This window comes from Nodosilinea nodulosa PCC 7104, assembly GCF_000309385.1.
In the GTDB taxonomy this organism is placed as follows: domain Bacteria; phylum Cyanobacteriota; class Cyanobacteriia; order Phormidesmidales; family Phormidesmidaceae; genus Nodosilinea; species Nodosilinea nodulosa.
This window is the reverse complement of the sequence record NZ_JH976537.1, coordinates 2678010-2698537: the sequence shown is the minus strand read 5'-3', so window position 1 is coordinate 2698537 and position 20528 is coordinate 2678010. Positions and strand designations below refer to the sequence as shown.

The following is a 20528-nucleotide window of genomic DNA, read 5'->3' as shown; positions in this document are numbered from 1 at the left end:
TGCCTTACCCTTCGCTAATCAGCTGCAGCAGCTGTTCGGTGGAGACCTTACCGCTCATGTCGGTGCCCTCCAGCAGGCTGTCGGCCAAATCGCGCTTTTGCTTGTGCAGGTCCACAATCTTTTCTTCGATCGTATTTTTGGCCACCAGGCGATAGATGGTGACGGGGCGCAGCTGGCCGATGCGGTGGGCGCGATCGCTGGCCTGATCTTCCACCGCCGGGTTCCACCAGGGGTCCATGTGAATCACGTAATCCGCCGCCGTCAGATTCAGTCCGGTACCTCCGGCCTTGAGGCTGATCAAAAACACATCGCCTTCCCCCGCCTGGAAGGCATCGATCCGCTTTTTGCGCTCCTTGGTTGGGGTGCTGCCGTCGAGGTACTGGTAGCTAAGATTCTGACCGTCGAGAAACTCGCGCAAAATGCTCAGGTGATCGACAAACTGGCTGAACACCAGTGCCTTGTGGTTATTCTCGACCAGCTCCTCAATGATGCCGCCAAAGGCTTCCAGCTTGGCGCTGGGCAGGGCGGTCGTGCCTTTGACTAGGCGGGTGTTGCAGCAGGCCCGCCGCAGCTTCATGATCTCAGCCAGCACTTGCAGGTGTTTGGTGCCCGCTTCCACATTGGGGTCGGCAAGTTTTTCGATCGCCTCCCTGCGCAGCGCCTCATAAAACGCCATTTCCTGGGCGCTGAGTTCGACTTGCAGAGTGATTTCGGTGCGGGCGGGCAGTTCGTCTAGCACCTGGGTTTTGGTGCGCCGCAGAATGAAGGGCTGAATCAGCTTCTTGAGGCGGTTGCGGGCCGCCTTGTCCTGGTTGCGCTCGATCGCATTGGCAAACCGCTGGCTGAACTGATCCTGGGACCCCAGCAGGCCGGGGTTGATGAACCGAAACAGGTTCCACAGCTCGCCTAAATGGTTCTCAATCGGCGTGCCGGTGGTGAGAATTTTGAATCCGCCCTGGAGCTTCATCGCCGCCTTCGATCGCTTGGTGGCGGAGTTTTTAATCGCCTGGGCCTCGTCGAGCACGATGGTTTGCCACTCTACTTTGGCCAGCATTTGGCCGACGTCATCCTGCTGCAAGAGGCCGTAACTGCACACCACCAGGTCAAAGGGCTGGAGATTGTCGAGGATTTTTTGGCGATCGCCTGTGCCAAACTGAATCGGGTTCAGCGTGGGAGCAAACTTCTCGGCCTCGCTGAGCCAGTTCATGCCCACCGAGGTGGGGGCCACAATCAGGGTCGGCCCCTCGGGGGCGCGGGTGAGAATTATGGCCAGAGCTTGCAGGGTTTTGCCCAGGCCCATGTCGTCGGCCAGGCAGGCCCCCACGCCCCAGTGGGCCAGCCGCGCCAGCCAGTTAAAGCCCTCAATCTGGTAGTCGCGCAGTTCGGCCCGGAGGGTAGAGGGCAGCTCGGGCTTGAGATCCTTGGCTTCTTTGATGCGCTTGAGGTGCTCTTTCCAGTGCTTGTCGGTTTTGAGCTGGCCGACGTCATCCATCCAGTCTTCCATGGCCAGCCCGGCCAGGGGATGGAATCGCACGCCGTCGCCGCTGGTTTCGGAGTAGGCCCGCAGGTCGTCGAGGCGTTTGCGAAACTCCTGGGTAAGGGCGAGAAACTGGCCGTCGGCCAGCTTTACAAACCGACCGGGGGAGGCGTCGAGTAGCTCCATGAGCTGCTTCATGCCCAGCACCTCGTCGTCGCTAATTTGCAGCTCGCCGCTGGCGGCAAACCAGTCGCGCTGGCGCTGAATTTGAATCTTGAAGTTGCTGAGGCTGACCCGGTTGGCGATCCGCATTTTTTCGCCTTCGGGCCACTCCACCACCGCCTGGTCGCCCAGGTCTTGAATTTCCAGCAGCAGCTCCAGGCAGGCTTCGGGGTCGTCGATCAGCCACTCGCCCGCTTCATCCTCCAGGCGTTGCAGGGTGGGGCAGGCGGTTTCGACAGCGCGGGCCAGTTTTTTCTCTTCTTTTAAGTTGCGGTGGGTTTGCAGACGCTTGCCGTCGATTTCGGCGATCACCATTTCGCCGCCGGTTCCCGGTCGGTAGTAAGGGCCGCCGTCGCCAAAGGGCCGGGTCAGCAGGGAGACCTTGAGCCCTTCGCCCGCGGGCAGCAGGTGCAGGTGGGGCTGGGGCTGGGCTGCGACTTCTTCAGCATCGGCCACGCCGCCGCCGATGTCGGAGTGCACCGTCACTAGGCCCGCCACGGCGTTGATGGCGGCGAGCACCTGCTCCTTGGCGCTTTCGGGCACTTGCAGGGAATTCTTTGGCCCCAGCACCTCGGCAATGCGGTGGTGGCTGGCGGTAAACTCGACCACCTTGAGCCGGGTGGGGGTTTCTTTGACCAGGGCGATCGCCTTTTTAGGCTCCACCTCTGGGGTCAGCGAAATCGCCAGCTGGCCCGCCCTGGTTTGGCGCACCATCAGGGCCGGTTCCCCTTTCACCACATCGACCCGAGTGGTGGGCGAATCTTCCCAGAACACCAGGGGATGGCCGACTAGGGCCAGCAGCGCCTGGTCGGCGAAATAGTAGTTGTCGTAGCCGTAGCTGTAGGGGTCGTGGGTCAGGTATGAGCAAACGTCGCGGTCTTGGGGAGTGAGGTAGCTGAAGCTAGCGACCTCCTGCTTGAGGCGCTTGAGGGCGATCGCGCGGCCTTTGCTCCAGCCCCCCTTGACGCTAATTTTCTGCTCCTTGGGCTGGAGCATCCAGGTCTCAGTCGAGTAGAACGTCAAAAACCAGGCCAGCCGATACTCGCTGGCGATCGCTGTCTTGGCCTGCGGTGACGGGGTGGCAGGGTTGAGGCCCATCAGCGCCGTTAGCGATAGCTCCCAGGGCTGCTTTGGCGTAATGATGTCAATTAGGGGGCAAAGGCCGGTTTTTTGGCGCAGCTGGGCAGCGGACTGGGCGTAGCTGCTCTCGGGGGTAAGCCGAGCCAGCAGCTCAGCCGCTTCGAGGGCAAACCAGTCGTACCCGGCGGCGGTGGCGGCCTGGTAGAACTCTCTGGCAATATCGGGCAGCCGTTCCTGGGCATCCTCCAAATCGACCCAGTATAGACACAGCATGTCGATCAGGGCCTCGAAGCTGTTGGCGTTGTCGAGGCTGCTGACGGGGGTATTGGTGAGATAGCGTTTCGCCGCCGTGTTGCCCTGGAGCACCTGGGCAACTTTCTCTAAACAGCTATAGATGACGCTCATCCAGTGGCGGTAGCCCTGCTCGGCAATGGTGTGGGCGTAGCCCTCGGCTTCTTTGAGGCAGGCCGGGGTGCCCGCCCGGATCAGCGCCAGGACTAGAAACAGACCGGGCACGGTGTCGAAATAGATTTTGCGCTTGCCGGTGCTTTTTTTCAGCAGCTTGAGGGCCACGGCTCCAGATTGAATCGTCTGGTCGTAGTCGCCCCCCAGGCAGCTGAGCCAGCTCTGGTGCAGCAGCAGGTCGATGGGGTTTTCGTCGGCGTAGTCCTGGAGCGCGGCATCCGCTTCTTGCAGCCGACCTTGGGCGATCAGCTGCTCAATCCAGATGCCCTTGAGGCGATCGGAAACGGTGGAGCCGGGCTGGGTGCATTCTTCCTGGAGCAGAGCGATGGCCCCCTCGGCTGGGGTCAGCGCCATCAGCGCGCTGAGGCAGAGATTGCCCAGGGCGGCCTCGAACAGTTTGGGGTCTTGCTTGAGGCCGAGCACCCAGTCCCGCTCAAAGGGATTGTTGCAGACCAGCTCAAACACCTGCGGCATCGACATGCGGCTAGAGGCGTAGGGGTTGCTGTAGTAGGCCTCAAACTGCTGCTCAATGTAGTTCCAGTCGCAGCGGTAGAGGCCGATGCGCACCTCGCGCAGGAACTCGTCTTCGGTTTGAAAATAGCGCAGGGCTTTGTTCCAGCCCTGGGTGCGAATGGGGAGCTTGGTCTGCACGGCTTTGACCATCGGCTCAAAGCGGCCCTGGTGAATGGCGTCGCGGGTGGCGATTTCGACCAGCAGCGGGTGGCACTGGGGGCCGTAGGTGCTGTGGGTGACCAGCAGCCGCTTGCCGTTGAGGCGGGTGATCAGCGGATTGAGCAGATGCGGCCCCGCAATCTTGGGCTTTTTGGCATCAGCTAAGTAGAGGTTAAGGCAATCGAGCAGCTTTACCTTGCCCACCGGGGCGTAAATAATGGAATACAGCTGCACCAGCTCCCGCTCTTGCTCCCCGAGCTTTTGGTAAGACTGCACTAGATTGGCGCGGAGGTCGGCAACGTTTTTTGGGGCTGGCATGGTGATGCGATCGCAGAGAACTGCTCGTTACCTGAAATTGTACCGGCCCGGCTGATTTAAGGTGTGTCCTGGGTACCCACCGCCGGGACGGTGGCAACAGGCCATCCTTATTGAAAATCTGTTGCATTAATCCCCAGGGTTGGGTATCTTAGTAGTAACGAGAGTCAATAGCAATAGCGGCTCATGGCTGCGTGGAGCTGAGCAAAGAGTTTTTTGAAATATGCTGCAATGCCTTCTGGTAAAGGGGCATAGCCTTTAAGCGGCTGGCCCTATCGAGCGCTGCGATCGCCTAGTTCAGAGTCAGTTTCAATAAGCCCAGGCCTTTTGGGGCCACCACTATGGAGAGTCAGTCGAGATAATATGCACGTCTTAGAGCCAGAATTTTTAGGATCGGGGCCAGATTTTGACCCTGCCGCCCAGGCCCGAACTAGCCTGGAGCTAGATCGCATCAACCGCTGGACCGTTTACCGTCGCCTGCAAGAGCTGGGCCTGACTTGTGAATGCCGCTGCGATCGCCCCCTCACCGTCGTCATCCACACCCCCGCCGATGCCCTCCAGGTCTGGAGCGTGGTGCAGGCCACCAGCAAAACCAAACAATCTCTCGCCGACCACCTGGAACGCTGCTGGCAGCAAAGGAACCTGCAATGAAAACCCTCCATGAACCCGCCCTGGCCGAGGCCAGAACTGCGCCCACCGGGCAGGTGCTCAAAGGTCAATATGTCGGAGCCTACCGCTCTGATAAAGGCAAAATTAAAGGAATGCTGCTGCAAGTAGGCGCAGCGGAATACACGATTAAGCTGCCCAAATACCTGCGCCCCATGCTGGTGCGCGAGCTGGCGCCGGGCGAGTTTGTTCAGGTCTGGGCCTATCCAGAGGACGACCGCTGGCGGGCCATCAACGTGCTGCCCCTGCCCGAGTGTGAGGCATCATTGCTGCGGCAGCAGTGGGGGGATCTCTCGCCCGTTGTGGAAGCAGACAGGCCCAAGCAAAAGCGCCTCTGCATTGAAGTGTGTACCAAGGGCAAATGCTACAAACAGGGCGGCCGACAGCTCCACGGCGCCCTGCAGGATGCCGTAGACAGCAATCCCGACTTGAGCCACGTCTCCATTAAAGCCACGGGCTGCATGAAAGCCTGCAAGCACGGGCCAAATCTGCGGCTACCCAACGGCCGTATGCTACATCGCCCCACCCCTGCCGAAGCGCTGGCTCAGGTGAAGCCACAATCATGAATGGCCAGGCGTTTGACCCCCAGCGATGGGATCACTGGTTGCTGATTGTCGCCTTTTTGGCGCTATCAAGCTGGATTATCTGGACGGTCTATTTCGATTCGTAAGTGGTGAGCGTGAGCAAGAGGCAACCTGAAGAGACGCCAAAACTGGCTAGATTCCCCCTGCCCCCCTTTTTAAGGGGGGCGGAGAACGGCTACCAGCCCAGTTTCAGGCTATCTGGAGTGAGGAAGTGCTCCAGATGGTAGGCTCGCTCCTCGGTTTTCAGCAGAATTTGCTCGTAGAGGTAGCGGGTGGCGCGATCGCCCAAACTCTCGGCCTGGGACGCCAGCCGTCGAATCAGCTCGATCAGCCCCTGCTCGGCCTTCAGGTCGTGGTCGATCATGATGCGGCAGCGGTAGGTGTCGTCGCCCTCCATATCGAAGCAGCACAGCTGGCCCAGCTTGCCAAAGCTCAGCGGAGGAATACCCCCCAGCCCGTGCAGACGCTCACCCACGTCGTGGGCGTGACCTCGGGCCGCATCGTAGCTCTCCTCAAAGTAGTCGTGGAGCATGTAGTACTCCGAACCCTCCACCACAAAGTGGTGCTTTTGGTATTGCAAAGACAGGGCCACAAAGCTGGCATAGACCGTTGCCAAACCCTCGACAACAGGCTCTGTAATCGACGTTTCCAGCAAAATTGGGTTGTCTGCAACCTCGCCGTAGGTTTGCAGCAGAGTCTCAGTAACAGGCATAAGCATTCCCCTTTATTGGCCATGAAAACAGCCTTAAGCTGCCCCTTGAGCCTACCGTATTTTTTTGAATCTAGCTAATAATTTTGGCTGCCTAAAACCATAGAGAAAAGAAAATTTTGCTCGAGAATATGAATAGCGAAAATGATTTTCAATAATCCCGAATGCTAGTATCGAAAATGGTTTTCGATAGGCCGAAATGCTCAGGAAAAAGGCAGTTCCAGCCGCAGTGGCTAGTTTGAGAAGGCCCGGTGCGATCGCCTGGAAAATCTTGCCCATCAGGGCACCAGCCCAAGCGCGAATGCTTGATTTGTATGGATAGCCCAATCGACTGTTTTGACCGTAGCGAAACGACAATGGAACATGATCCAGCTCTGCCAGATTTAAGCCAGGAGGCCGACCAGCTCAAAACCGTTCTCAACAAAGAAGGGTTTCGGTTCACCAGCCAGCGGCAAAAGATTTTGGATTTGTTTCAGGCTGCGGCCCTGGGGCACCACCTCAGCGCCGAGGAGATTCATCAACAGCTGCTCGATCAGGGCGAAAAAATTAGCTTCTCCACTATCTATCGGGCGCTGCACGTGATGGTGCGGCTGAGCCTGCTGCAAGAACTAGAGCTAGCCGAAGGCCGCAAATACTACGAGCTCAACACCCCCTTTATGGACCAGCATCACCATCTGGTGTGCGTTCACTGCGGCGCCGTGAAGGAGTTCGAAGACGCCACCATGGCCCAGGTGGGCAGCAGCGAGAGCGCCGCGCGCGGGTTTTCGCTGCTCAACTGCCAGTTTACGGTGTACGGCATTTGCCCGAGCTGTCAGCCGCTTTTGGGCTAGCCAGATGGCGGTAGTAGTGCCAGAGCAGGTGGGCCGCCGCGCCACGATAGGGATGCAGCAAGTCTGTCGCAGCCATCAATTCTTTGCGGGTGGGGCGGTGGGCCAGGGCTTTGAGCCGCTGATAGCCGACTTGAACGGCTAAATCTGAGGCCGGAAAACTGCTCAGCCGCTTTAGACAAAACAGCAGGTAGACCTCCGCCGTCCACACCCCGATGCCTTTGATTTGGGTGAGATGTTCGACGGCGGCGGCATCGGGCAGGGCTACAAGAGTTTCCAGATTGAGTTGACCTAACAAAATCGCTGCGGATAGCCGCTGGCAGGTGGCAATCTTGGCGCGGCTCAGCCCCACCTGCTTGAGGGTGGTGTCTGGGGCGGCAGCGATCGCCCCCGGCGTCAGCTCCAGCTCTGCCTGTAAGCGCTGAAAAATCGCCTGGGCCGCCCGAGATGAGAGCTGCTGCCCCATGATGATGCGCACCAGCGAAGGAAACCCCGCCGCCCAACTGCGCACGGTGAGGGGGCCAGCTTCGGCCTCCACGCGCTGGAAGCTGGGGTCGCGACCATACAACACCGCCACCGCCTGCCGCAGCTCAGCGCTGGGCGGCAACAGCTCGCTATCCAGGGTCTTGGCTACATCACTACCCGTCATCGCCACAACCATCCAAAATCCAAAATCGCCAATCCAAAATCGATCTCACTGGCTGCTGAGCCACAGCACCACCGGCAGCGTAAACAGACTGAGAAACGTCGAAAGCACAATGGTTCGCGCGACGCGGGTGCGATCGCCCCCCAGCTCCGTCACCCAAATCAGCGAATTCACCGCTACCGGCATGGCCGCTTGCAGTACGACCACCTGGCGATCGAGCCCCTGCAACCCCAGCCCGGTGCCCACGCTATAGGCCAAAATCGGCGATATCAACAGCCGAATTCCTGCGCCCAGCAGCTCATAGCGGCCAAATACAAGCTGGGTGCGAGACAGCTGTATCCCCAGGGTCAGCAGCGCCAGGGGAATGGCCCCCTGCCCCAAAATTGTGACGCCGCGCTCGATAGGGACAGGAAATGTGCCCTGGGCGGCCTGGAGACCAATGCCTGCGATCGCCGCCCAAAACACCGGCAGCCGCAGGGTGAAGTTTATTCCCGCCCGCACCCCCGCCCCCTTCAGCACGATGGGAAAGACCGTGGCAATCATGACGCTGGAGCCGACCAGATACACCACCGCTCGCTCCAGCCCGGCATCCCCCAGGGCAAACAAAACAAAGGGCAGCCCCATGTTGCCAACATTGGAGAACAGGGTGGTGGCAATCAGGCTCTTTTGCTCATCGACCGAAAACTTCAGACGGCGGCCCAGTCCCACCGCCAGCAGGTAAAGCAGCGCTGTATTGAGCAAGAACGTGATGACAATCGCCACAGCGCTGCCCAAGCCCAGGGTGGTTTTGGCCAGACTGCTCAACACCAGCGCGGGCAGCAGGGCGTAGATATTCACCCGCGCCAGGGTTTGCATATCGAGCTCCAGGTTGCGCCCCACCCCAAAGCCCACCGCTGCCACCAGAGCAATGGGCAGCATCGCCGAAATCAAGATTTCCATAGACCCGCAGGAATCGTTATGTCACCACCTATGACATGGTGACGGTTTCGAGGGCGCTATGCAGCGACCGACTTCTCTTCTGCCCAGCGCGATCGCCTAAAATTTAAGCTAACTCAACTGCGATCGCCCTAATGCCATCCCCCTTCCCCGGCATGGACCCGTACCTTGAGCAGCCAGGGCTGTGGTCAGAGTTCCATAACCGGCTGCTGGTGGCTATTGCTGACCAGTTGGGGCCACAATTACGGCCTAAGTATCGGGTTGCGATCGAAAAGCGGGTGTACCAAGATGCGGCATTGGATTTGCAAATTGGTCGTCCGGACGCTGCTGTTTTTCGGGCCACCCCAGCGGCAGATTTAGCGCCTCAGCGCCAGGGGCAGATCTTAGTCGAGCCGGTGATGGTTGAGCTGCCCATGCCGGAGGAGGTCACCGAACGCTCTTTAGAGATTCGCGAAGTCGGCACTGAAGCCGTTGTGACTACCCTGGAGCTGCTTTCCCCAAGCAACAAGCGCGCTGGCCAGGGGCGACAACTCTACGAAGCCAAGCGCTTGAAAGTATTGGGCAGCCAAACCCATCTGATTGAGATTGACTTGATTCGCGCCTTTGGCCCGCTACCGCTGCGCAGTGCTGCGGCTACCAGTCTCTACCGTATTGTGGTCAGCCGGGCAGAGCAGCGACCCTTAGCTGAACTCTATGGGTTTAATCTGAGCGACCCGATGCCATCGTTGCCAGTCCCGCTTCAGCCGGGCGACCCGGCAATTTGGGTCGATCTTCAAGATTTAGTGAATGGTGTCTACGATCGCGCCAGCTACGATTTGGCGATCGACTACCGCCAAGACCCGGTGCCGCCCCTCAGCACCGCCGATGCTGCATGGGTGCAGGCTGTGTTGGTGGCAAAGCATTTAAGGGATTGAGTTCTGAGCTTGTCTTGTGCTGGCCTGTGATTGCTTCGCGCTGGCTTGTGATTGCTTCGCGCTGGCCTGTGATTGCTTCGCGTTGATTGAAATCAGGTCAAATTGAATTTGTGCTGGTGCTTCAGCGCCCCAGGGCAATCGTCAAACAAAACGCCAGCCCCGCAGGACTGGCGATCGCGACATTACACCGTTGTTTCCCGTCAACCTGCGGCTACAGCAGGCTGCCAATCAGCACCGAGAGAATGATGATGGCGGCCAGGGCTGCAAGCCATTTCCAGGGACGGTCGAGCAGCTTGAACAGGTAGGGCCACAGCTGGTAAAGCTCAATCAAGCCGGGATGGACAGGGTGATCGGGAGTCCGATACACCACCCGCTCTCGGATGGCCCCGCCCCCGGGAGGATGGCGGCGAAACACCGGCTGGGGCATCGACTGCAATCGTTCGGGGTCGGCGAAGGCCGCCGCCCGCCCCCGCAGGGGCGGTTGTACCCGTGGAGGACAGTGGGTTAAGCGAGTCATCGGCGGCCAATCCTCACAACGTCGCCATCGAAGGTGGTCAGCGAGAGCACAAACGGGTCGGTGATATAGCCCAGGGCCTGCTCTTCCAGAATGTCGATTGCCACCTGCTCGCCCATGCGCAGGCTGTCGTAGTAGTCGCTGAAGTAGTGGACTCCAGCCATGTTGCGACCAATGGAGATGTTCGCCGCCAGTTTGTTCAACTCCCCTTCCAGGGTGAGGGCCTCAGCCGGGGTGAAAGCATCCAGCTTGTCCTGGGCAGCCCCCAGCGCCGGAGCCCGGAACGCGATCGGGGTATCGCCGCTGGCCGCCCGTTTAAAGCCCACCTTCCCGCTGGCGTTTTGAACCAGTACGGCACTGGTGTCAAAGTACGCCTTGAGAATAGTGACACAGGCCCCGGCTACGGTAGCGTGGCCAGCGCCATAGGCCGGGTGCATGGGAGAGCCTTCCGGAAAGGCCATGGGCAGGAAGTTGGTGCCCTGCCCCGGCCCGGAGAAGATGGCCCCCAGGGTGCCGTTGGTTTCCAGCACCTGGCGGAAGGCATTGACATCGGCCTTCAGGGCGGGCGGCACCAGATTACCGGATACCGAACCGTCATTTACCCGGCGCATCAGTTCCAGGCGGGAGGCCAGAGCTTCAGGGCGCAGCCGAATGTGGTTGTTGAACTTCTGGTAGCGCACGGCCTTGAGGGCGCGGGTGGCGACCTCGGTGACCAGAGTCAAAATGTGAGGCCCGCCGTAGAGGGCGAAGCCACCAGCATGGCGGCGGGTGGAAGCCTTGGCGGCAGCCGCGCCCACTCCAGAGAGGTGGTCAAAGGCCGGATCAGAAGGAGTGCCCATGCCCAGCAGGATCAGGCAGGCATTCAGATAGGCTTCGTACAGCGCATCGTAGTGCACGTAGGTGGCTAGGTCGCGGGGGGTCGAAATAAACCGCCGGGCGGGGCGATTCATGCCCGTTACCGGATTCCCAGCCTCGTCAACGTAGGTTTCGCCCGCTGGTCTGATGCCCCGCTGCACTTTAACGTAGTCGGCCAGGGTGGTCATGTAGTTAACGCCGGGGGCCGCGATGGGCACCCGCTGGTTAGCCTGCAGCGCCCCATAGTTAATCAAACCTTCGGCCACCATGCCGCCGCCGTTGACGTCGGTATTGCCCATCAGCATGAACTGCGACAGGTAAGGGCCAAATTCAACACCGGGGGACGAGCCGCGAAAGACGATTTGAGCATCTAGCACGCCAGCGCCGTTGACCATGCGGGGGCGACCGGTTTGGTTGCCGATATAGCTGAGGGCATTGAGGCGATCGATGGAGGCCTGCACGGTACCGTTAGCGCTGCCCGCTTCCAGATCGTTTAAGGGCTGATCGCGCAGCACCGCCAGTTCGTAGATTTCGGCAATTTCCAGAGCCAGTTCGGGGTTGGGGTTGCCGCTGGCATCGAGCAGAGCCGGGGCCGGAGGCATGGTCACCGCATGGGAGTCGGGGCCTTCTAGCTCAAACACAACTCCGGCGGTGGGCGCTTCCCACTGGCGGAAGTTGTCGGTGGGGCAGGGGTCAGGCTGCACGACGTAGGTACCGCCATCGAGGGCTACTTCGTACTTAGCTCCGTGGCGGACGCGATCTGTAAACGGATCGATAAAGCCATCATCCACGGCCCGACGAAACTCGACAAAGTCTTGGGGATCTTGCAGCAGCCCGGTCTCGGGGTTGTGGGGCAGCCCTTTGGTAAAGGACATAAAGTACTGGTCGCCCGCGTACCGCTGCTCTTCGCCGTTGGCCTTGTGTACGGGGTGGTTGCGGCTTCTGGCAAGTTCAGCCGCCTCAAGGCGGATAGCATAAGATTCCTGTCGACGATCAGACATGGACATACTCCTGGTAATCAGAACTGGTGAAAAGCTGAAAGGGAGATTGAAGCCCTAACGGCCTGAAGCTGGCAGGGCTAAATGACTGCTTTTACAGAAATTTCAGTAGATGCATGGGCTAAACACTGGGGCTTCTGTCGCCAAACCGTTCGGTAGCCCGGTGATTTCAACTATAGGTAGGCCGCAAGATAGGTGACAGTACCCGCTCGGGTGATATCGACTGTAGGTTGGTGTTGAGCGAAGCGTTCGCGTTCGCGGAGCCGCTCCTTTGGGGCTAGCGTCTCTCGAGGAGAAAACCCAGCACCAGTAACGGTTTTGTTGGGTTACGCTAACGCTAACCCGACCTACCGCTGCGAAGGAGAGAAAGTCATGATTCAACCTACGCTTTTGGAAAAACTAGAGGCCCTGCCGGAATCGTTGCAGACAGAAGTCCTTCACTACATCGAATTTTTGTCGGAGCGATACTTAGACAAGACTGATGCGTCAGAATCGCAGAATAAAAAGCGAGGCGGATTTGGCGTCTGGAAAGGTAAAGTCTGGATGGCTGATGATTTTGATGCCCCGCTAGAAGACATGAAGGACTACATGTAATTATGAGAGCCCCAGGGTAAGCGCAAGAAAAATAGGTCTGTGACATGCTAGGGGCATGCTATCACTGCGACCCTTAGCGAGTCCCCATGAGCCAAGGCTTTGCTCCCAATGAAGAGACGGCTAAAGCCGGTCAGACCAAGCCACCCTTGAGCGCGGCTACCGATGCTAACTCCATTCAGCAGCAGTGGGAATCACACTTTGCTGAACTAGAAGACCCGCGTGGCAGTCAAGGGGTAGAGCACCCGTTCTTGAGCATTGTGATGATCGCGATTCTGGCCGTCATCGGCGGCGCGACGGGGTGGGAGGACATCGAAACCTATGCCGAGAGTCACGAGGCGTGGCTGAGTACCCTGTTCTCGATACCGAACGGCGTGCCCCATGCCGACACCTATCGTCGTTTGTTCGAGCGGATGGCCCCTGAAGCCCTAGAGCGTTGCTTTCTGGGCTGGGTGAAGCAGATCGTTGAGAGCAGTGGAGCCCAAGTGATTCCCATCGATGGCAAGACGATTAAAGGCTCCTATGACCGCAACGCCAAGCAGTCTGCGCTCCACGTCGTCAGCGCCTGGGCCAGCGAGCATCGGCTGTTGTTAGGGCAAGTCAAAGTTGCCTCCAAGAGCAACGAGATCACCGCCATTCCTGCGTTGCTGAAACTTCTCGATATCAGCGGCTGCATCATCACCCTCGATGCCATGGGCACCCAGAAGGAAATTGCTCGTGAGATCGTTGGGCACGGGGCCGACTATGTCCTCTGTCTCAAGGCCAATCACCCCACCCTGTGGGCCGAGGTCACGGCCTGGTTTGAGCAGGCTGAAGCCGGTAACTTTACCGCTCTAGAGCACAGTTATGACGCTCGGGTGGAGTCGGGCCATCATCGGCGGGAGCATCGGCAGGTGTGGGCTGTACCCATCGCCGCCATGGGAGACCTACACCAAATCGAGCAATGGGTGGGCCTCAAAACCATCGTCTTCGTGAAGCGAGTCCGACATCTCTGGAACAAGATCACCCGAGAGACGATGGTTTATCTCACGTCATTGCCCTGTGATGCCGCCATGGCTGGCCGGGCGATTCGCACCCATTGGGGTATCGAAAATCAACTCCATTGGGTGCTCGATGTCACCTGGGGCGAGGATAAGTCTCGCATCAGGCGGGGCCACGGTGGCGAGAATATGGCGCTCCTGAGGCGCTTGGCCATCAGTGTGCTGAACCAAGAAACCTCAAAAAAACGAAGTCTTAAGCAGAAGGCAAAGCGAGCCTCAATGAGTCCTGACTACATGCTCACTGTCCTTGCTGCAGGGCTCGCAACCTAGCACAATGTATCGATAGTTTTCTTGCGCTTACCCTGATGAGAGCCCTAATCGACGCTCATGCCTTACTTTGGCACATTGAAGGTAGCTCAAAACTCAGTGTAAAAGCCAGAGAAGTCATTGACTCAAATGCCAACAGCATCTTCTTCAGTATTGCCAGCATTTGGGAAATTGCTATCAAGCTAGGGTTAGGGAAATTAGCGTTAGAAAATCCTTTCAGCGCATTAGAAGAACTGCTCACAGAATTAGAGATTGAGATACTTCAAATTTCTTTTAAGGACGCCGAACAATATCTAACATTGCCACTGCATCATCGCGATCCGTTCGATCGCATGCTGATTGCTCAAGCAATTACACATTCGTTAGCTGTTGTAAGTGTCGACACGGCTTTTGACGCCTATCCTATCCAGCGAGTGTGGGCATGAGCAAAGGCCACATCATCGACCTGATCCAGCGCGGTTGCACCGCTAGCGTCGAAACCATGGGCATCCTCCATCCATTGCCCGACACCGTAGCGCGGTGGGGTGGTTGCTCTCAAAACTGGCGGCTCCACTCTTTGGGCCAGCGCTCGACCACCACCTTAGTTTGGGTGAAAAATTCCACCGCGTGGGCTCCCTGCCCGTGGAGGTCGCCGAAGAAGCTGTCCTTCCAGCCGCTGAAGGGGAAGAAGGCCATCGGTGCGGCCACGCCGATGTTGATGCCGATGTTGCCAGCGGTGGCCTCGTAGCGAAACTGGCGGGCGGCGGCCCCGCTGTTGGTGAACAGGCAGGCCATGTTGCCCCAGGGACTTTGGTTTACGAGGGCGATCGCATCTTCGATCGTCTCCACCGGCATCAGCCCCAGCACCGGGCCAAAAATTTCGGTGTGGGCAATTTCGCCGTTGGGAGGAACGTTTTGCAGCACCGTGGGTTTGACGAAGTTGCCTGCTGTCAGGTCAGGGATTTGGGCATGGCGACCATCCACGAGCACCGTTGCTCCCTCATCCGCCCCGGTTTGAATCAGGTTCTCAATGCGCTGCTGACTCTGGGCGGTGATCACCGGCCCCATCTGCACATTGGCGTCTAAGCCATTGCCGACGGTGCGGGTGGCGGCGGTGTGGGCGATCGCGTCGGTAAACCACTCCCCCGCTTCCCCCACAGTCACCGCCAGGGATGCGGCCAGACAGCGCTGACCGGCACAGCCAAAGGCGCTATCGGCGACAATACGGGTGGTCATGTCGCGATCGGCATCGGGCAGCACAATCACAGGGTTTTTGGCACCGCCCTGGCACTGCACCCGCTTGCCGTGGGCCGCCGCCTGGGCGTAGATGTAGCGCGCCACCGGGGAAGACCCGACAAAGCTGATCGCCCGAATGGTGGGGTGCTCCAGAATCGCATCCACGGTTTCTTTAGCGCCATTCACCAGGTTCACTACGCCAGCAGGGAAGCCCGCCGCATCCAGCAGCTCGAAGATGCGCTGCATGGTCAGGGGCACTTTTTCGGAGGGTTTGACGATGTAGGTGTTGCCGCAGGCCAGGGCGTAGGGCATAAACCAAAAGGGAATCATGGCGGGGAAGTTGAAGGGTGCGATCGCCGCCGCCACCCCCAGCGGTTGCCGAATCATAAACTCGTCGATGCCGCTGGCAACGTCTTCCAGCACCGTGCCCTGCATCATCATCGGAATGCCGCAGGCGACTTCCACATTCTCGATCGCCCGCCGCAGCTCGCCCTTTGACTCGGCCAGGGTTTTGCCGCACTCCTGGGTGACAATCTGGGCCAGCTCGTCCAGGTGGGTTTCCAGCAGATCCTTGAGCTTAAACAGGGGCTGCACCCGCTGGGGTGGCGGCACGCGACGCCACTCTTCGAAGGCGGCGGCGGCGGCACGGGCAGCGCGATCGACCTCATCTTTTGGGGAAACGGGCACCTGACCCAGTACTTCTCCAGTGGCCGGGTTATCTACCGCAAGCATTTCCTCTGCGGCGGACGGTACCCACTGGCCGTCGATGTAGTTCTTGAGAATCCCCGATTGCGTCATAGCGGTGCCGTGATGACTCTTCTCTAAGCATCATAGGCCCTGCTTTGGCCCATGAATTTCCATAGAGCGCACGTAGATACTGTGTTGGCCCGAGATCGTCAAGGGACAGCCAAGGCCGATTTTTGGGGTTTCAGCTTTTCAGGATCGTAGAGTTGACCTGAGGACAACACGCCGTAGACGATACGAATGAGCTTGTGCATAGCAGCGCCGATAATCGCCATTTTGGTTTTGCCCGCCGCCGTTAGGCGCTCACACCAAGGGTGAAGTTCTCGGGCATGGCGCAGGAAGGCGATGGCCGGGAAATACAGCGCTTTTCGCATGCGGGCATTGCCAATCTTGCAGAGTCGGGTTTTGCCCTGCACTGATGTGCCAGAGGTATGTTCTTGGGGCGTTAACCCCGCATAGGCAGCGAGCTGACGAGCGGAGGTAAAGGCATGAATATCGCCGATTTCAGCCAGCAGCCGGGCGGCGGTATCGGGGCCGATGCCCACGATGGAGACCAGCAAGTCCGCCTGGGCCTGCAAGTGCTCATGGCTCTGGATATGACTGCGCAGCTGCTTTTTTAACGCCTTGACCTGGGCTTCGAGGAAGGTGATGTGGGCTTGAATATCAGACTTTAGCGCGTCGGAACTGATGGCCAAGCGGTTCTTCTCCTGGGTCAGCATGTGGGTGAGGGCATCGAGACGGCGGGTGTACTCTTGTAGCGTTTGGATGTCCGCTGATGACGGTTGCCAGGCACTGGGCTTGAGGTCACGGCAGAACTGGGCAATCAGCGTAGCATCAGGGCGATCAGCTTTGGTGCGCTTGAGTTGGCTTTTGGCGTAGCCGTGAATCCGCACCGGGTTGACAATGCTGACCCGGTAGCCCTGCTGGTGGAGCGCTGTCGCTACACCATGGCCATATATACTGGTCGCCTCTAGGCATACATGGGCCGTCTTCACCCCGGCCTCGATTAACCACGCCTGCAAGGCGGCATAACCCACTTCGGTGTTATCAAAGGTCTGATACTGGGGTTTGGCACGCTCTGGAAATAGAATCGCCACATGTAAGGTGGCTTTGCTCACATCAATGCCAACGGGAATCAGGTTTTGAGTCATGGTTCGATACTCCTGATGACGGCAAGGGGGCAGATCGCTCTCAGCGCTATCCTTGTTATCCAGCTTGGGAATCTCAGGACTCCCTAATATACTGTCCAGTCTGCTGGCGGCAATCTAGGTCAATGAAAGGGGGAGGCTCTTGTTCTACATAGCAAGCTCCAAAGGGCTTTAGGGTGCGTCCAGAGTCACTCCTAGGTCTATTTTGGGCCAAACCTTACATACAAGGGTGGGTTAGGCGACCCTTCTATCATGCCACCAGCAGTTTACCTGTCGCTTCGCTGTAACCTACCGCTTACCCATGGCCGCAGGCTCGATTTGGGTGAGCGGTGTGTCGGGCGGTTGGGCTACGGTGTAAAGCCAGAGCCAATCGCGATGACCCACCCTATTAACAATCCTGTGGTCAGGAAGGCGAGGCAGATGACGGCGGCCAGTCGATAGGCTGCTCAAAGATTTCTGCTTCAGAAAAAGGGCAAGTTTGCGGCAGCTGCTGGGGGTTGAGGGGCGTTTCTATGTTGACCAAATCCAGGCCATCTTCGTAGCCGATGGCGATCGCCTCAGCAAGATAGGGCTTCAAGCTGGGGTTTTCCTGGAGGTGACGCTGAATTCTGCGGCGCTGCTCTTGAATCGTGGCCGCCCAGCTTTTAGTGCGGGCTTCGGGTTGGTAGTACCACTTGAGCAAATGCCCGAGCAGGATCCCCAAGCGATTGCGAAGCTCCTGGCGTTCTTGCCTACCCAATGATTCAATTTCCTCAGCCAGGTTTTCAATATCGAGTTTGGCCAGTTGACCCGAGCGCAGTAGCTCAACCTGGCGCTGAGCCCAGGCGTGGAAGTCTTGGTCGTAGAGCGTGGTTGTCTGCATTAGGAACCACCGAATCGCGTGGTCATTATTGTAGCTTTATCAGTTAGATACCCCACCCCAGCGGCCTGGAGTGGGGCTATGCTCAGTCACCCGTGAACAGTCGGGATGAGTAGTTTGTGTTTCCTAAAAGACCTGGGTTAAACAGGCTGCTCGATCGCTTTTTTAGCATCTTCGCTCGCCAAGAATTTTTCCAGCTCAGTCAGGGCGTCGGCATCTACCTTGGTCTGCATGGGGCAGAACTTAGGGCCGCACATCGAGCAAAACTCAGCGGTCTTATAGATGTCGGCGGGCAGGGTTTCGTCGTGGTATTCCTTAGCCCGCTCAGGATCCAGCGATAGCTCGAACTGTTTGTTCCAGTCGAAGTTGTAGCGGGCGTGGGACATGGCATCGTCGCGATCGCGCGCCCCAGGCCTGAGCCGGGCAATGTCCGCCGCGTGGGCCGCAATCTTGTAGGCGATCAGGCCCTGGCGAACGTCTTCGGCATTCGGTAAACCCAGGTGCTCCTTCGGCGTCACGTAGCAGAGCATCGCCGCTCCGCTCCAGCCCGCCAGGGCCGCCCCGATCGCGGAGCTGATGTGGTCGTAGCCAGCGGCGATGTCCGTCACTAGAGGACCAAGCACGTAGAAGGGGGCTTCTGCGCACTCTTCCATTTGCTTTTTGACGTTGTAGTCGATCTGATCCATCGGCACGTGGCCGGGGCCTTCAACCATCACCTGCACGTCGTGCTCCCAGGCCTGGCGGGTGAGCTGGCCCAGGGTCTTGAGTTCCGCCATTTGGGCGGCGTCGGTGGCATCGTGCAAACAGCCGGGGCGGAGGGAATCCCCCAGGCTAAACGACACGTCGTAGCGCTTAAAGATTTCGATGATGTCGTTGAAGTGGGTGTAGAGGGGGTTTTGCTTGTGGTGGTGCAGCATCCAGCGGGCCAGAATGCCGCCGCCGCGCGAGACAATGCCGGTGATGCGATCGCGCACCAGGGGCAAGTGCTCAATCAAAATCCCGGCGTGGATGGTCTGGTAATCGACCCCCTGCTGGGCGTGCTTTTCGATGATGTGCAGAAAGTCATCGGCGGTGAGGTTTTCGATGTTGCCGTGGACGCTCTCCAGCGCCTGGTAGACGGGCACCGTGCCGATTGGAATCGGTGACGCCTGGATGATGGCGGTGCGAATGGCGTCGAGGTCACCGCCCCCGGTAGAGAGATCCATCAGGGTGTCGGCCCCGTACTTCACCGCCAGATGCAGCTTGGCCACTTCTTCGTTGATATCGGACGAGTTAGGCGACGCGCCGATGTTGGCGTTGACTTTGCACTTCGAGGCAATGCCGATCGCCATCGGCTCCAGGTTGGGGTGGTTGATGTTGGCGGGGATAATCATACGGCCCCGCGCCACCTCGTCGCGGATCAGGTCGGCGGGCAGGTTCTCCCGCTGGGCGACGTGGGCCATTTCTTCGGTGATCATGCCCTGGCGCGCGTAGTGCATCTGCGACACGTTGGCATGGCCCTGGCGCTTAGCGATCCATTCGGTTCTCATGGCTTACCTCAGGTAATTTTAGATGTACGATTTTGGATTTCCAGGAAATGTTGATGGGGTAGAACCTGCCCCCTTTTCAAGGGGGCCTTAGCGAGCCTGTCTACCGAAAGAAAGTGGGGGATTGAGTCTTGGCGATGGGGCGTTGATTGCCGCAAGAATGCTCCTGGAGATCCCCCAACCCCCCTTAAAAAGAGAGGCAGTGGTTGGCCTGTTGACTGCGTTAGTTAGGGGCTTCTTCCACCGCACTTGCTATCGCTAACCCTTCCCCCTCGCCGTAGGCGCGGATGTCACGGCTGAGAATGCCAAAGTCAAACGCCTCCGTCTTGCCCTGGCTGGCCATCAGCTGAATCCAGCCCAGGCAGAGCACTATCGACACTACGATCGGGGCGGCAAAGCTGACCAGCAGATCGCCCGCGAAGGGCAAGCCATTCCAGGGGCTAAAGTCGGGCCGGGGGAAGAACAGGGCACCAGCGGCAATGGATGCGATCGCGCTCCAAAACGCCATCGTCCCCGTCAGCCGTCTGGAATACAGGCCAAACAGCACCGGAAACAGCGCCCCGGCGCAGACCAGATCGGCCAGCAAAAACAGGTACAGCACGTTGTAGCCCCGCGAGGCGATCGCGATCGCGGGAATGCCCACGGCGACCGTCAGCACCCGGCTCAGCCGCAAAATGCCATGGGTAGATTGATCGGGAAAAAAGCGCAGCAGATCGGGGGTAAATACGCTGGCGATGCCGTTGAGCAGCGAGTCCAGGCTACTCATCACCAGGGCCAGAACTAGCACCAGCACCGCAATGCTGACCCAGCCCGGCAGCGCCAGCGCCTGAATCAGCGAGAAAAAGGCGCGATCGTCGTTAAAGCCAAAGTTCATCGCCAAAATGCCCAGCAGCCCGGCAATAAACAGCATCGGCAAAATCAGCAGGAAGGAACCCAGAAAGGACTGCCGCACCACCCGATCGCTCTTGCAGGCGTAGATCCGCTGCCAGTTGGTCTGGTTAAACATCTCAGCGGCAATCACCGCGATTACCAGCGTGGCCCCAAACTGAATGCCGGGACCATTGGCCAGGGTCAGCAGTTCAGGCGCAGATTGGGATACGGGCGCGATCGCACTGCCCCAGCCGCCCAGGGCAAACACCGCAATGCCAAAGCTCAGCAGCAGCAGCGGCACAATCACCGCAAACTGGATGGCGTCGGTAAAGATCGTCGCCTCCAGGCCGCCCACCAGGGTGTAGATGAAGACAGCCGTGATCACCAG

19 protein-coding genes are annotated in these 20528 nt (G+C 58.8%); 7 read left to right on the top strand and 12 right to left on the bottom strand.

Annotated features, from left to right (window positions below; genetic code table 11):
* Positions 1 to 4: 4 nt before the first annotated feature.
* Complete coding sequence (locus LEPTO7104_RS0112590) at positions 5 to 4234, bottom strand: DEAD/DEAH box helicase (RefSeq protein WP_017298935.1); 4230 nt, start codon at positions 4232 to 4234, stop codon at positions 5 to 7.
* A 360-nt stretch (positions 4235 to 4594) separates the two neighbouring features.
* On the opposite strand from LEPTO7104_RS0112590, the gene LEPTO7104_RS33670 reads away from it, so the two are divergent.
* Positions 4595 to 4882 (top strand): Asr1405/Asl0597 family protein, encoded by a 288-nt coding sequence (locus tag LEPTO7104_RS33670; protein ID WP_017298934.1) that lies wholly within the window; start codon positions 4595 to 4597, stop codon positions 4880 to 4882.
* Positions 4879 to 5463 (top strand): (2Fe-2S) ferredoxin domain-containing protein, encoded by a 585-nt coding sequence (locus LEPTO7104_RS36925; protein WP_017298933.1) that lies wholly within the window; start codon positions 4879 to 4881, stop codon positions 5461 to 5463. Before LEPTO7104_RS33670 ends, LEPTO7104_RS36925 begins: the two co-directional genes overlap by 4 nt.
* Before the next feature lie 193 nt (positions 5464 to 5656).
* On the opposite strand, the gene dpsA is transcribed toward LEPTO7104_RS36925, so the two are convergent.
* Positions 5657 to 6193 (bottom strand): DNA starvation/stress protection protein DpsA, encoded by a 537-nt coding sequence (gene dpsA / locus LEPTO7104_RS0112570; RefSeq protein WP_017298931.1) that lies wholly within the window; start codon positions 6191 to 6193, stop codon positions 5657 to 5659.
* A gap of 51 nt (positions 6194 to 6244) precedes the next feature.
* The gene (locus LEPTO7104_RS40060) at positions 6245 to 6547 is read right to left on the bottom strand and encodes a hypothetical protein (RefSeq protein ID WP_155523616.1); all 303 of its coding nucleotides are present in this window, start codon (positions 6545 to 6547) and stop codon (positions 6245 to 6247) included.
* Between LEPTO7104_RS40060 and LEPTO7104_RS0112565 the strand changes: the two genes are divergently transcribed.
* A complete protein-coding gene (locus tag LEPTO7104_RS0112565; RefSeq protein ID WP_017298930.1) occupies positions 6547 to 7020 on the top strand; it encodes a Fur family transcriptional regulator in 474 nt (157 codons plus the stop codon). The two genes, LEPTO7104_RS40060 and LEPTO7104_RS0112565, sit on opposite strands and share 1 nt — an antisense overlap.
* On the opposite strand, the gene LEPTO7104_RS33660 is transcribed toward LEPTO7104_RS0112565, so the two are convergent.
* Complete coding sequence (locus LEPTO7104_RS33660; protein WP_196358106.1) at positions 6974 to 7666, bottom strand: DNA-3-methyladenine glycosylase family protein; 693 nt, start codon at positions 7664 to 7666, stop codon at positions 6974 to 6976. The genes LEPTO7104_RS0112565 and LEPTO7104_RS33660 overlap by 47 nt on opposite strands.
* A gap of 45 nt (positions 7667 to 7711) precedes the next feature.
* On the bottom strand, positions 7712 to 8602 hold the full coding sequence (locus LEPTO7104_RS0112555) for an AEC family transporter (RefSeq protein WP_017298928.1): 891 nt from the start codon (positions 8600 to 8602) through the stop codon (positions 7712 to 7714).
* A 131-nt stretch (positions 8603 to 8733) separates the two neighbouring features.
* Here LEPTO7104_RS0112555 and LEPTO7104_RS0112550 point away from each other — a divergent pair, with 131 nt between their 5' ends.
* Positions 8734 to 9513, top strand: coding sequence for a DUF4058 family protein (locus LEPTO7104_RS0112550; RefSeq protein WP_026072640.1), 780 nt, complete (start codon positions 8734 to 8736; stop codon positions 9511 to 9513).
* A 211-nt stretch (positions 9514 to 9724) separates the two neighbouring features.
* On the opposite strand, the gene LEPTO7104_RS0112545 is transcribed toward LEPTO7104_RS0112550, so the two are convergent.
* Both LEPTO7104_RS0112545 and LEPTO7104_RS0112540 read right to left on the bottom strand, forming a co-directional pair.
* A complete protein-coding gene (locus LEPTO7104_RS0112545; RefSeq protein WP_017298926.1) occupies positions 9725 to 10030 on the bottom strand; it encodes a hypothetical protein in 306 nt (101 codons plus the stop codon).
* Positions 10027 to 11883, bottom strand: a complete 1857-nt coding sequence (locus tag LEPTO7104_RS0112540; RefSeq protein ID WP_017298925.1) for a vanadium-dependent haloperoxidase — start codon at positions 11881 to 11883, stop codon at positions 10027 to 10029. Before LEPTO7104_RS0112540 ends, LEPTO7104_RS0112545 begins: the two co-directional genes overlap by 4 nt.
* A 369-nt stretch (positions 11884 to 12252) precedes the next feature.
* On the opposite strand from LEPTO7104_RS0112540, the gene vapB reads away from it, so the two are divergent.
* From vapB to LEPTO7104_RS0112525, 3 genes are all read left to right on the top strand, one after another.
* Entirely contained in the window at positions 12253 to 12474 is a 222-nt protein-coding gene (gene vapB / locus LEPTO7104_RS0112535) for a type II toxin-antitoxin system VapB family antitoxin (RefSeq protein ID WP_017298924.1), read from the top strand.
* A gap of 86 nt (positions 12475 to 12560) precedes the next feature.
* Entirely contained in the window at positions 12561 to 13781 is a 1221-nt protein-coding gene (locus LEPTO7104_RS0112530) for an ISAs1 family transposase (RefSeq protein ID WP_017297687.1), read from the top strand.
* Between the two features lie 35 nt (positions 13782 to 13816).
* On the top strand, positions 13817 to 14203 hold the full coding sequence (locus tag LEPTO7104_RS0112525; protein ID WP_017298923.1) for a type II toxin-antitoxin system VapC family toxin: 387 nt from the start codon (positions 13817 to 13819) through the stop codon (positions 14201 to 14203).
* 109 nt (positions 14204 to 14312) lie between these two features.
* Here LEPTO7104_RS0112525 and LEPTO7104_RS0112520 read toward each other — a convergent pair whose 3' ends face one another.
* The 5 genes from LEPTO7104_RS0112520 to LEPTO7104_RS0112500 all read right to left on the bottom strand — a co-directional run.
* A complete protein-coding gene (locus LEPTO7104_RS0112520; protein WP_017298922.1) occupies positions 14313 to 15791 on the bottom strand; it encodes a CoA-acylating methylmalonate-semialdehyde dehydrogenase in 1479 nt (492 codons plus the stop codon).
* A gap of 98 nt (positions 15792 to 15889) precedes the next feature.
* On the bottom strand, positions 15890 to 16888 hold the full coding sequence (locus tag LEPTO7104_RS0112515; protein WP_017298187.1) for an IS110 family transposase: 999 nt from the start codon (positions 16886 to 16888) through the stop codon (positions 15890 to 15892).
* Between the two features lie 400 nt (positions 16889 to 17288).
* Positions 17289 to 17747 carry a DUF29 domain-containing protein gene (locus LEPTO7104_RS0112510; RefSeq protein WP_017298921.1) on the bottom strand — a complete coding sequence of 153 codons (459 nt, stop codon included), beginning with the start codon at positions 17745 to 17747 and terminating at the stop codon, positions 17289 to 17291.
* A gap of 137 nt (positions 17748 to 17884) precedes the next feature.
* Positions 17885 to 19273, bottom strand: coding sequence for a phosphomethylpyrimidine synthase (thiC, locus tag LEPTO7104_RS0112505; protein WP_017298920.1), 1389 nt, complete (start codon positions 19271 to 19273; stop codon positions 17885 to 17887).
* A 220-nt stretch (positions 19274 to 19493) separates the two neighbouring features.
* The coding region (locus LEPTO7104_RS0112500; RefSeq protein ID WP_017298919.1) for a sodium:solute symporter family transporter at positions 19494 to 20528 on the bottom strand (1035 nt) is incomplete at its 5' end.

What these genes read in the sequence shown, in the direction of transcription:
- LEPTO7104_RS0112540 (WP_017298925.1), bottom strand. Translation starts at nt 11,883, where the DNA reads ATGTCTGATCGTCGACAGGAATCTTATGCTATCCGCCTTGAGGCGGCT.
- LEPTO7104_RS0112530 (WP_017297687.1), top strand. Translation starts at nt 12,561, where the DNA reads ATGAGCCAAGGCTTTGCTCCCAATGAAGAGACGGCTAAAGCCGGTCAG.
- LEPTO7104_RS0112555 (WP_017298928.1), bottom strand. Translation starts at nt 8,602, where the DNA reads ATGGAAATCTTGATTTCGGCGATGCTGCCCATTGCTCTGGTGGCAGCG.
- LEPTO7104_RS0112565 (WP_017298930.1), top strand. Translation starts at nt 6,547, where the DNA reads ATGGAACATGATCCAGCTCTGCCAGATTTAAGCCAGGAGGCCGACCAG.
- dpsA (WP_017298931.1), bottom strand. Translation starts at nt 6,193, where the DNA reads ATGCCTGTTACTGAGACTCTGCTGCAAACCTACGGCGAGGTTGCAGAC.
- LEPTO7104_RS0112520 (WP_017298922.1), bottom strand. Translation starts at nt 15,791, where the DNA reads ATGACGCAATCGGGGATTCTCAAGAACTACATCGACGGCCAGTGGGTA.
- vapB (WP_017298924.1), top strand. Translation starts at nt 12,253, where the DNA reads ATGATTCAACCTACGCTTTTGGAAAAACTAGAGGCCCTGCCGGAATCG.
- LEPTO7104_RS0112510 (WP_017298921.1), bottom strand. Translation starts at nt 17,747, where the DNA reads ATGCAGACAACCACGCTCTACGACCAAGACTTCCACGCCTGGGCTCAG.
- LEPTO7104_RS0112515 (WP_017298187.1), bottom strand. Translation starts at nt 16,888, where the DNA reads ATGACTCAAAACCTGATTCCCGTTGGCATTGATGTGAGCAAAGCCACC.
- LEPTO7104_RS0112545 (WP_017298926.1), bottom strand. Translation starts at nt 10,030, where the DNA reads ATGACTCGCTTAACCCACTGTCCTCCACGGGTACAACCGCCCCTGCGG.
- LEPTO7104_RS33660 (WP_196358106.1), bottom strand. Translation starts at nt 7,666, where the DNA reads ATGACGGGTAGTGATGTAGCCAAGACCCTGGATAGCGAGCTGTTGCCG.
- LEPTO7104_RS0112525 (WP_017298923.1), top strand. Translation starts at nt 13,817, where the DNA reads ATGAGAGCCCTAATCGACGCTCATGCCTTACTTTGGCACATTGAAGGT.
- LEPTO7104_RS0112590 (WP_017298935.1), bottom strand. Translation starts at nt 4,234, where the DNA reads ATGCCAGCCCCAAAAAACGTTGCCGACCTCCGCGCCAATCTAGTGCAG.
- LEPTO7104_RS0112550 (WP_026072640.1), top strand. Translation starts at nt 8,734, where the DNA reads ATGCCATCCCCCTTCCCCGGCATGGACCCGTACCTTGAGCAGCCAGGG.
- LEPTO7104_RS36925 (WP_017298933.1), top strand. Translation starts at nt 4,879, where the DNA reads ATGAAAACCCTCCATGAACCCGCCCTGGCCGAGGCCAGAACTGCGCCC.
- thiC (WP_017298920.1), bottom strand. Translation starts at nt 19,273, where the DNA reads ATGAGAACCGAATGGATCGCTAAGCGCCAGGGCCATGCCAACGTGTCG.
- LEPTO7104_RS33670 (WP_017298934.1), top strand. Translation starts at nt 4,595, where the DNA reads ATGCACGTCTTAGAGCCAGAATTTTTAGGATCGGGGCCAGATTTTGAC.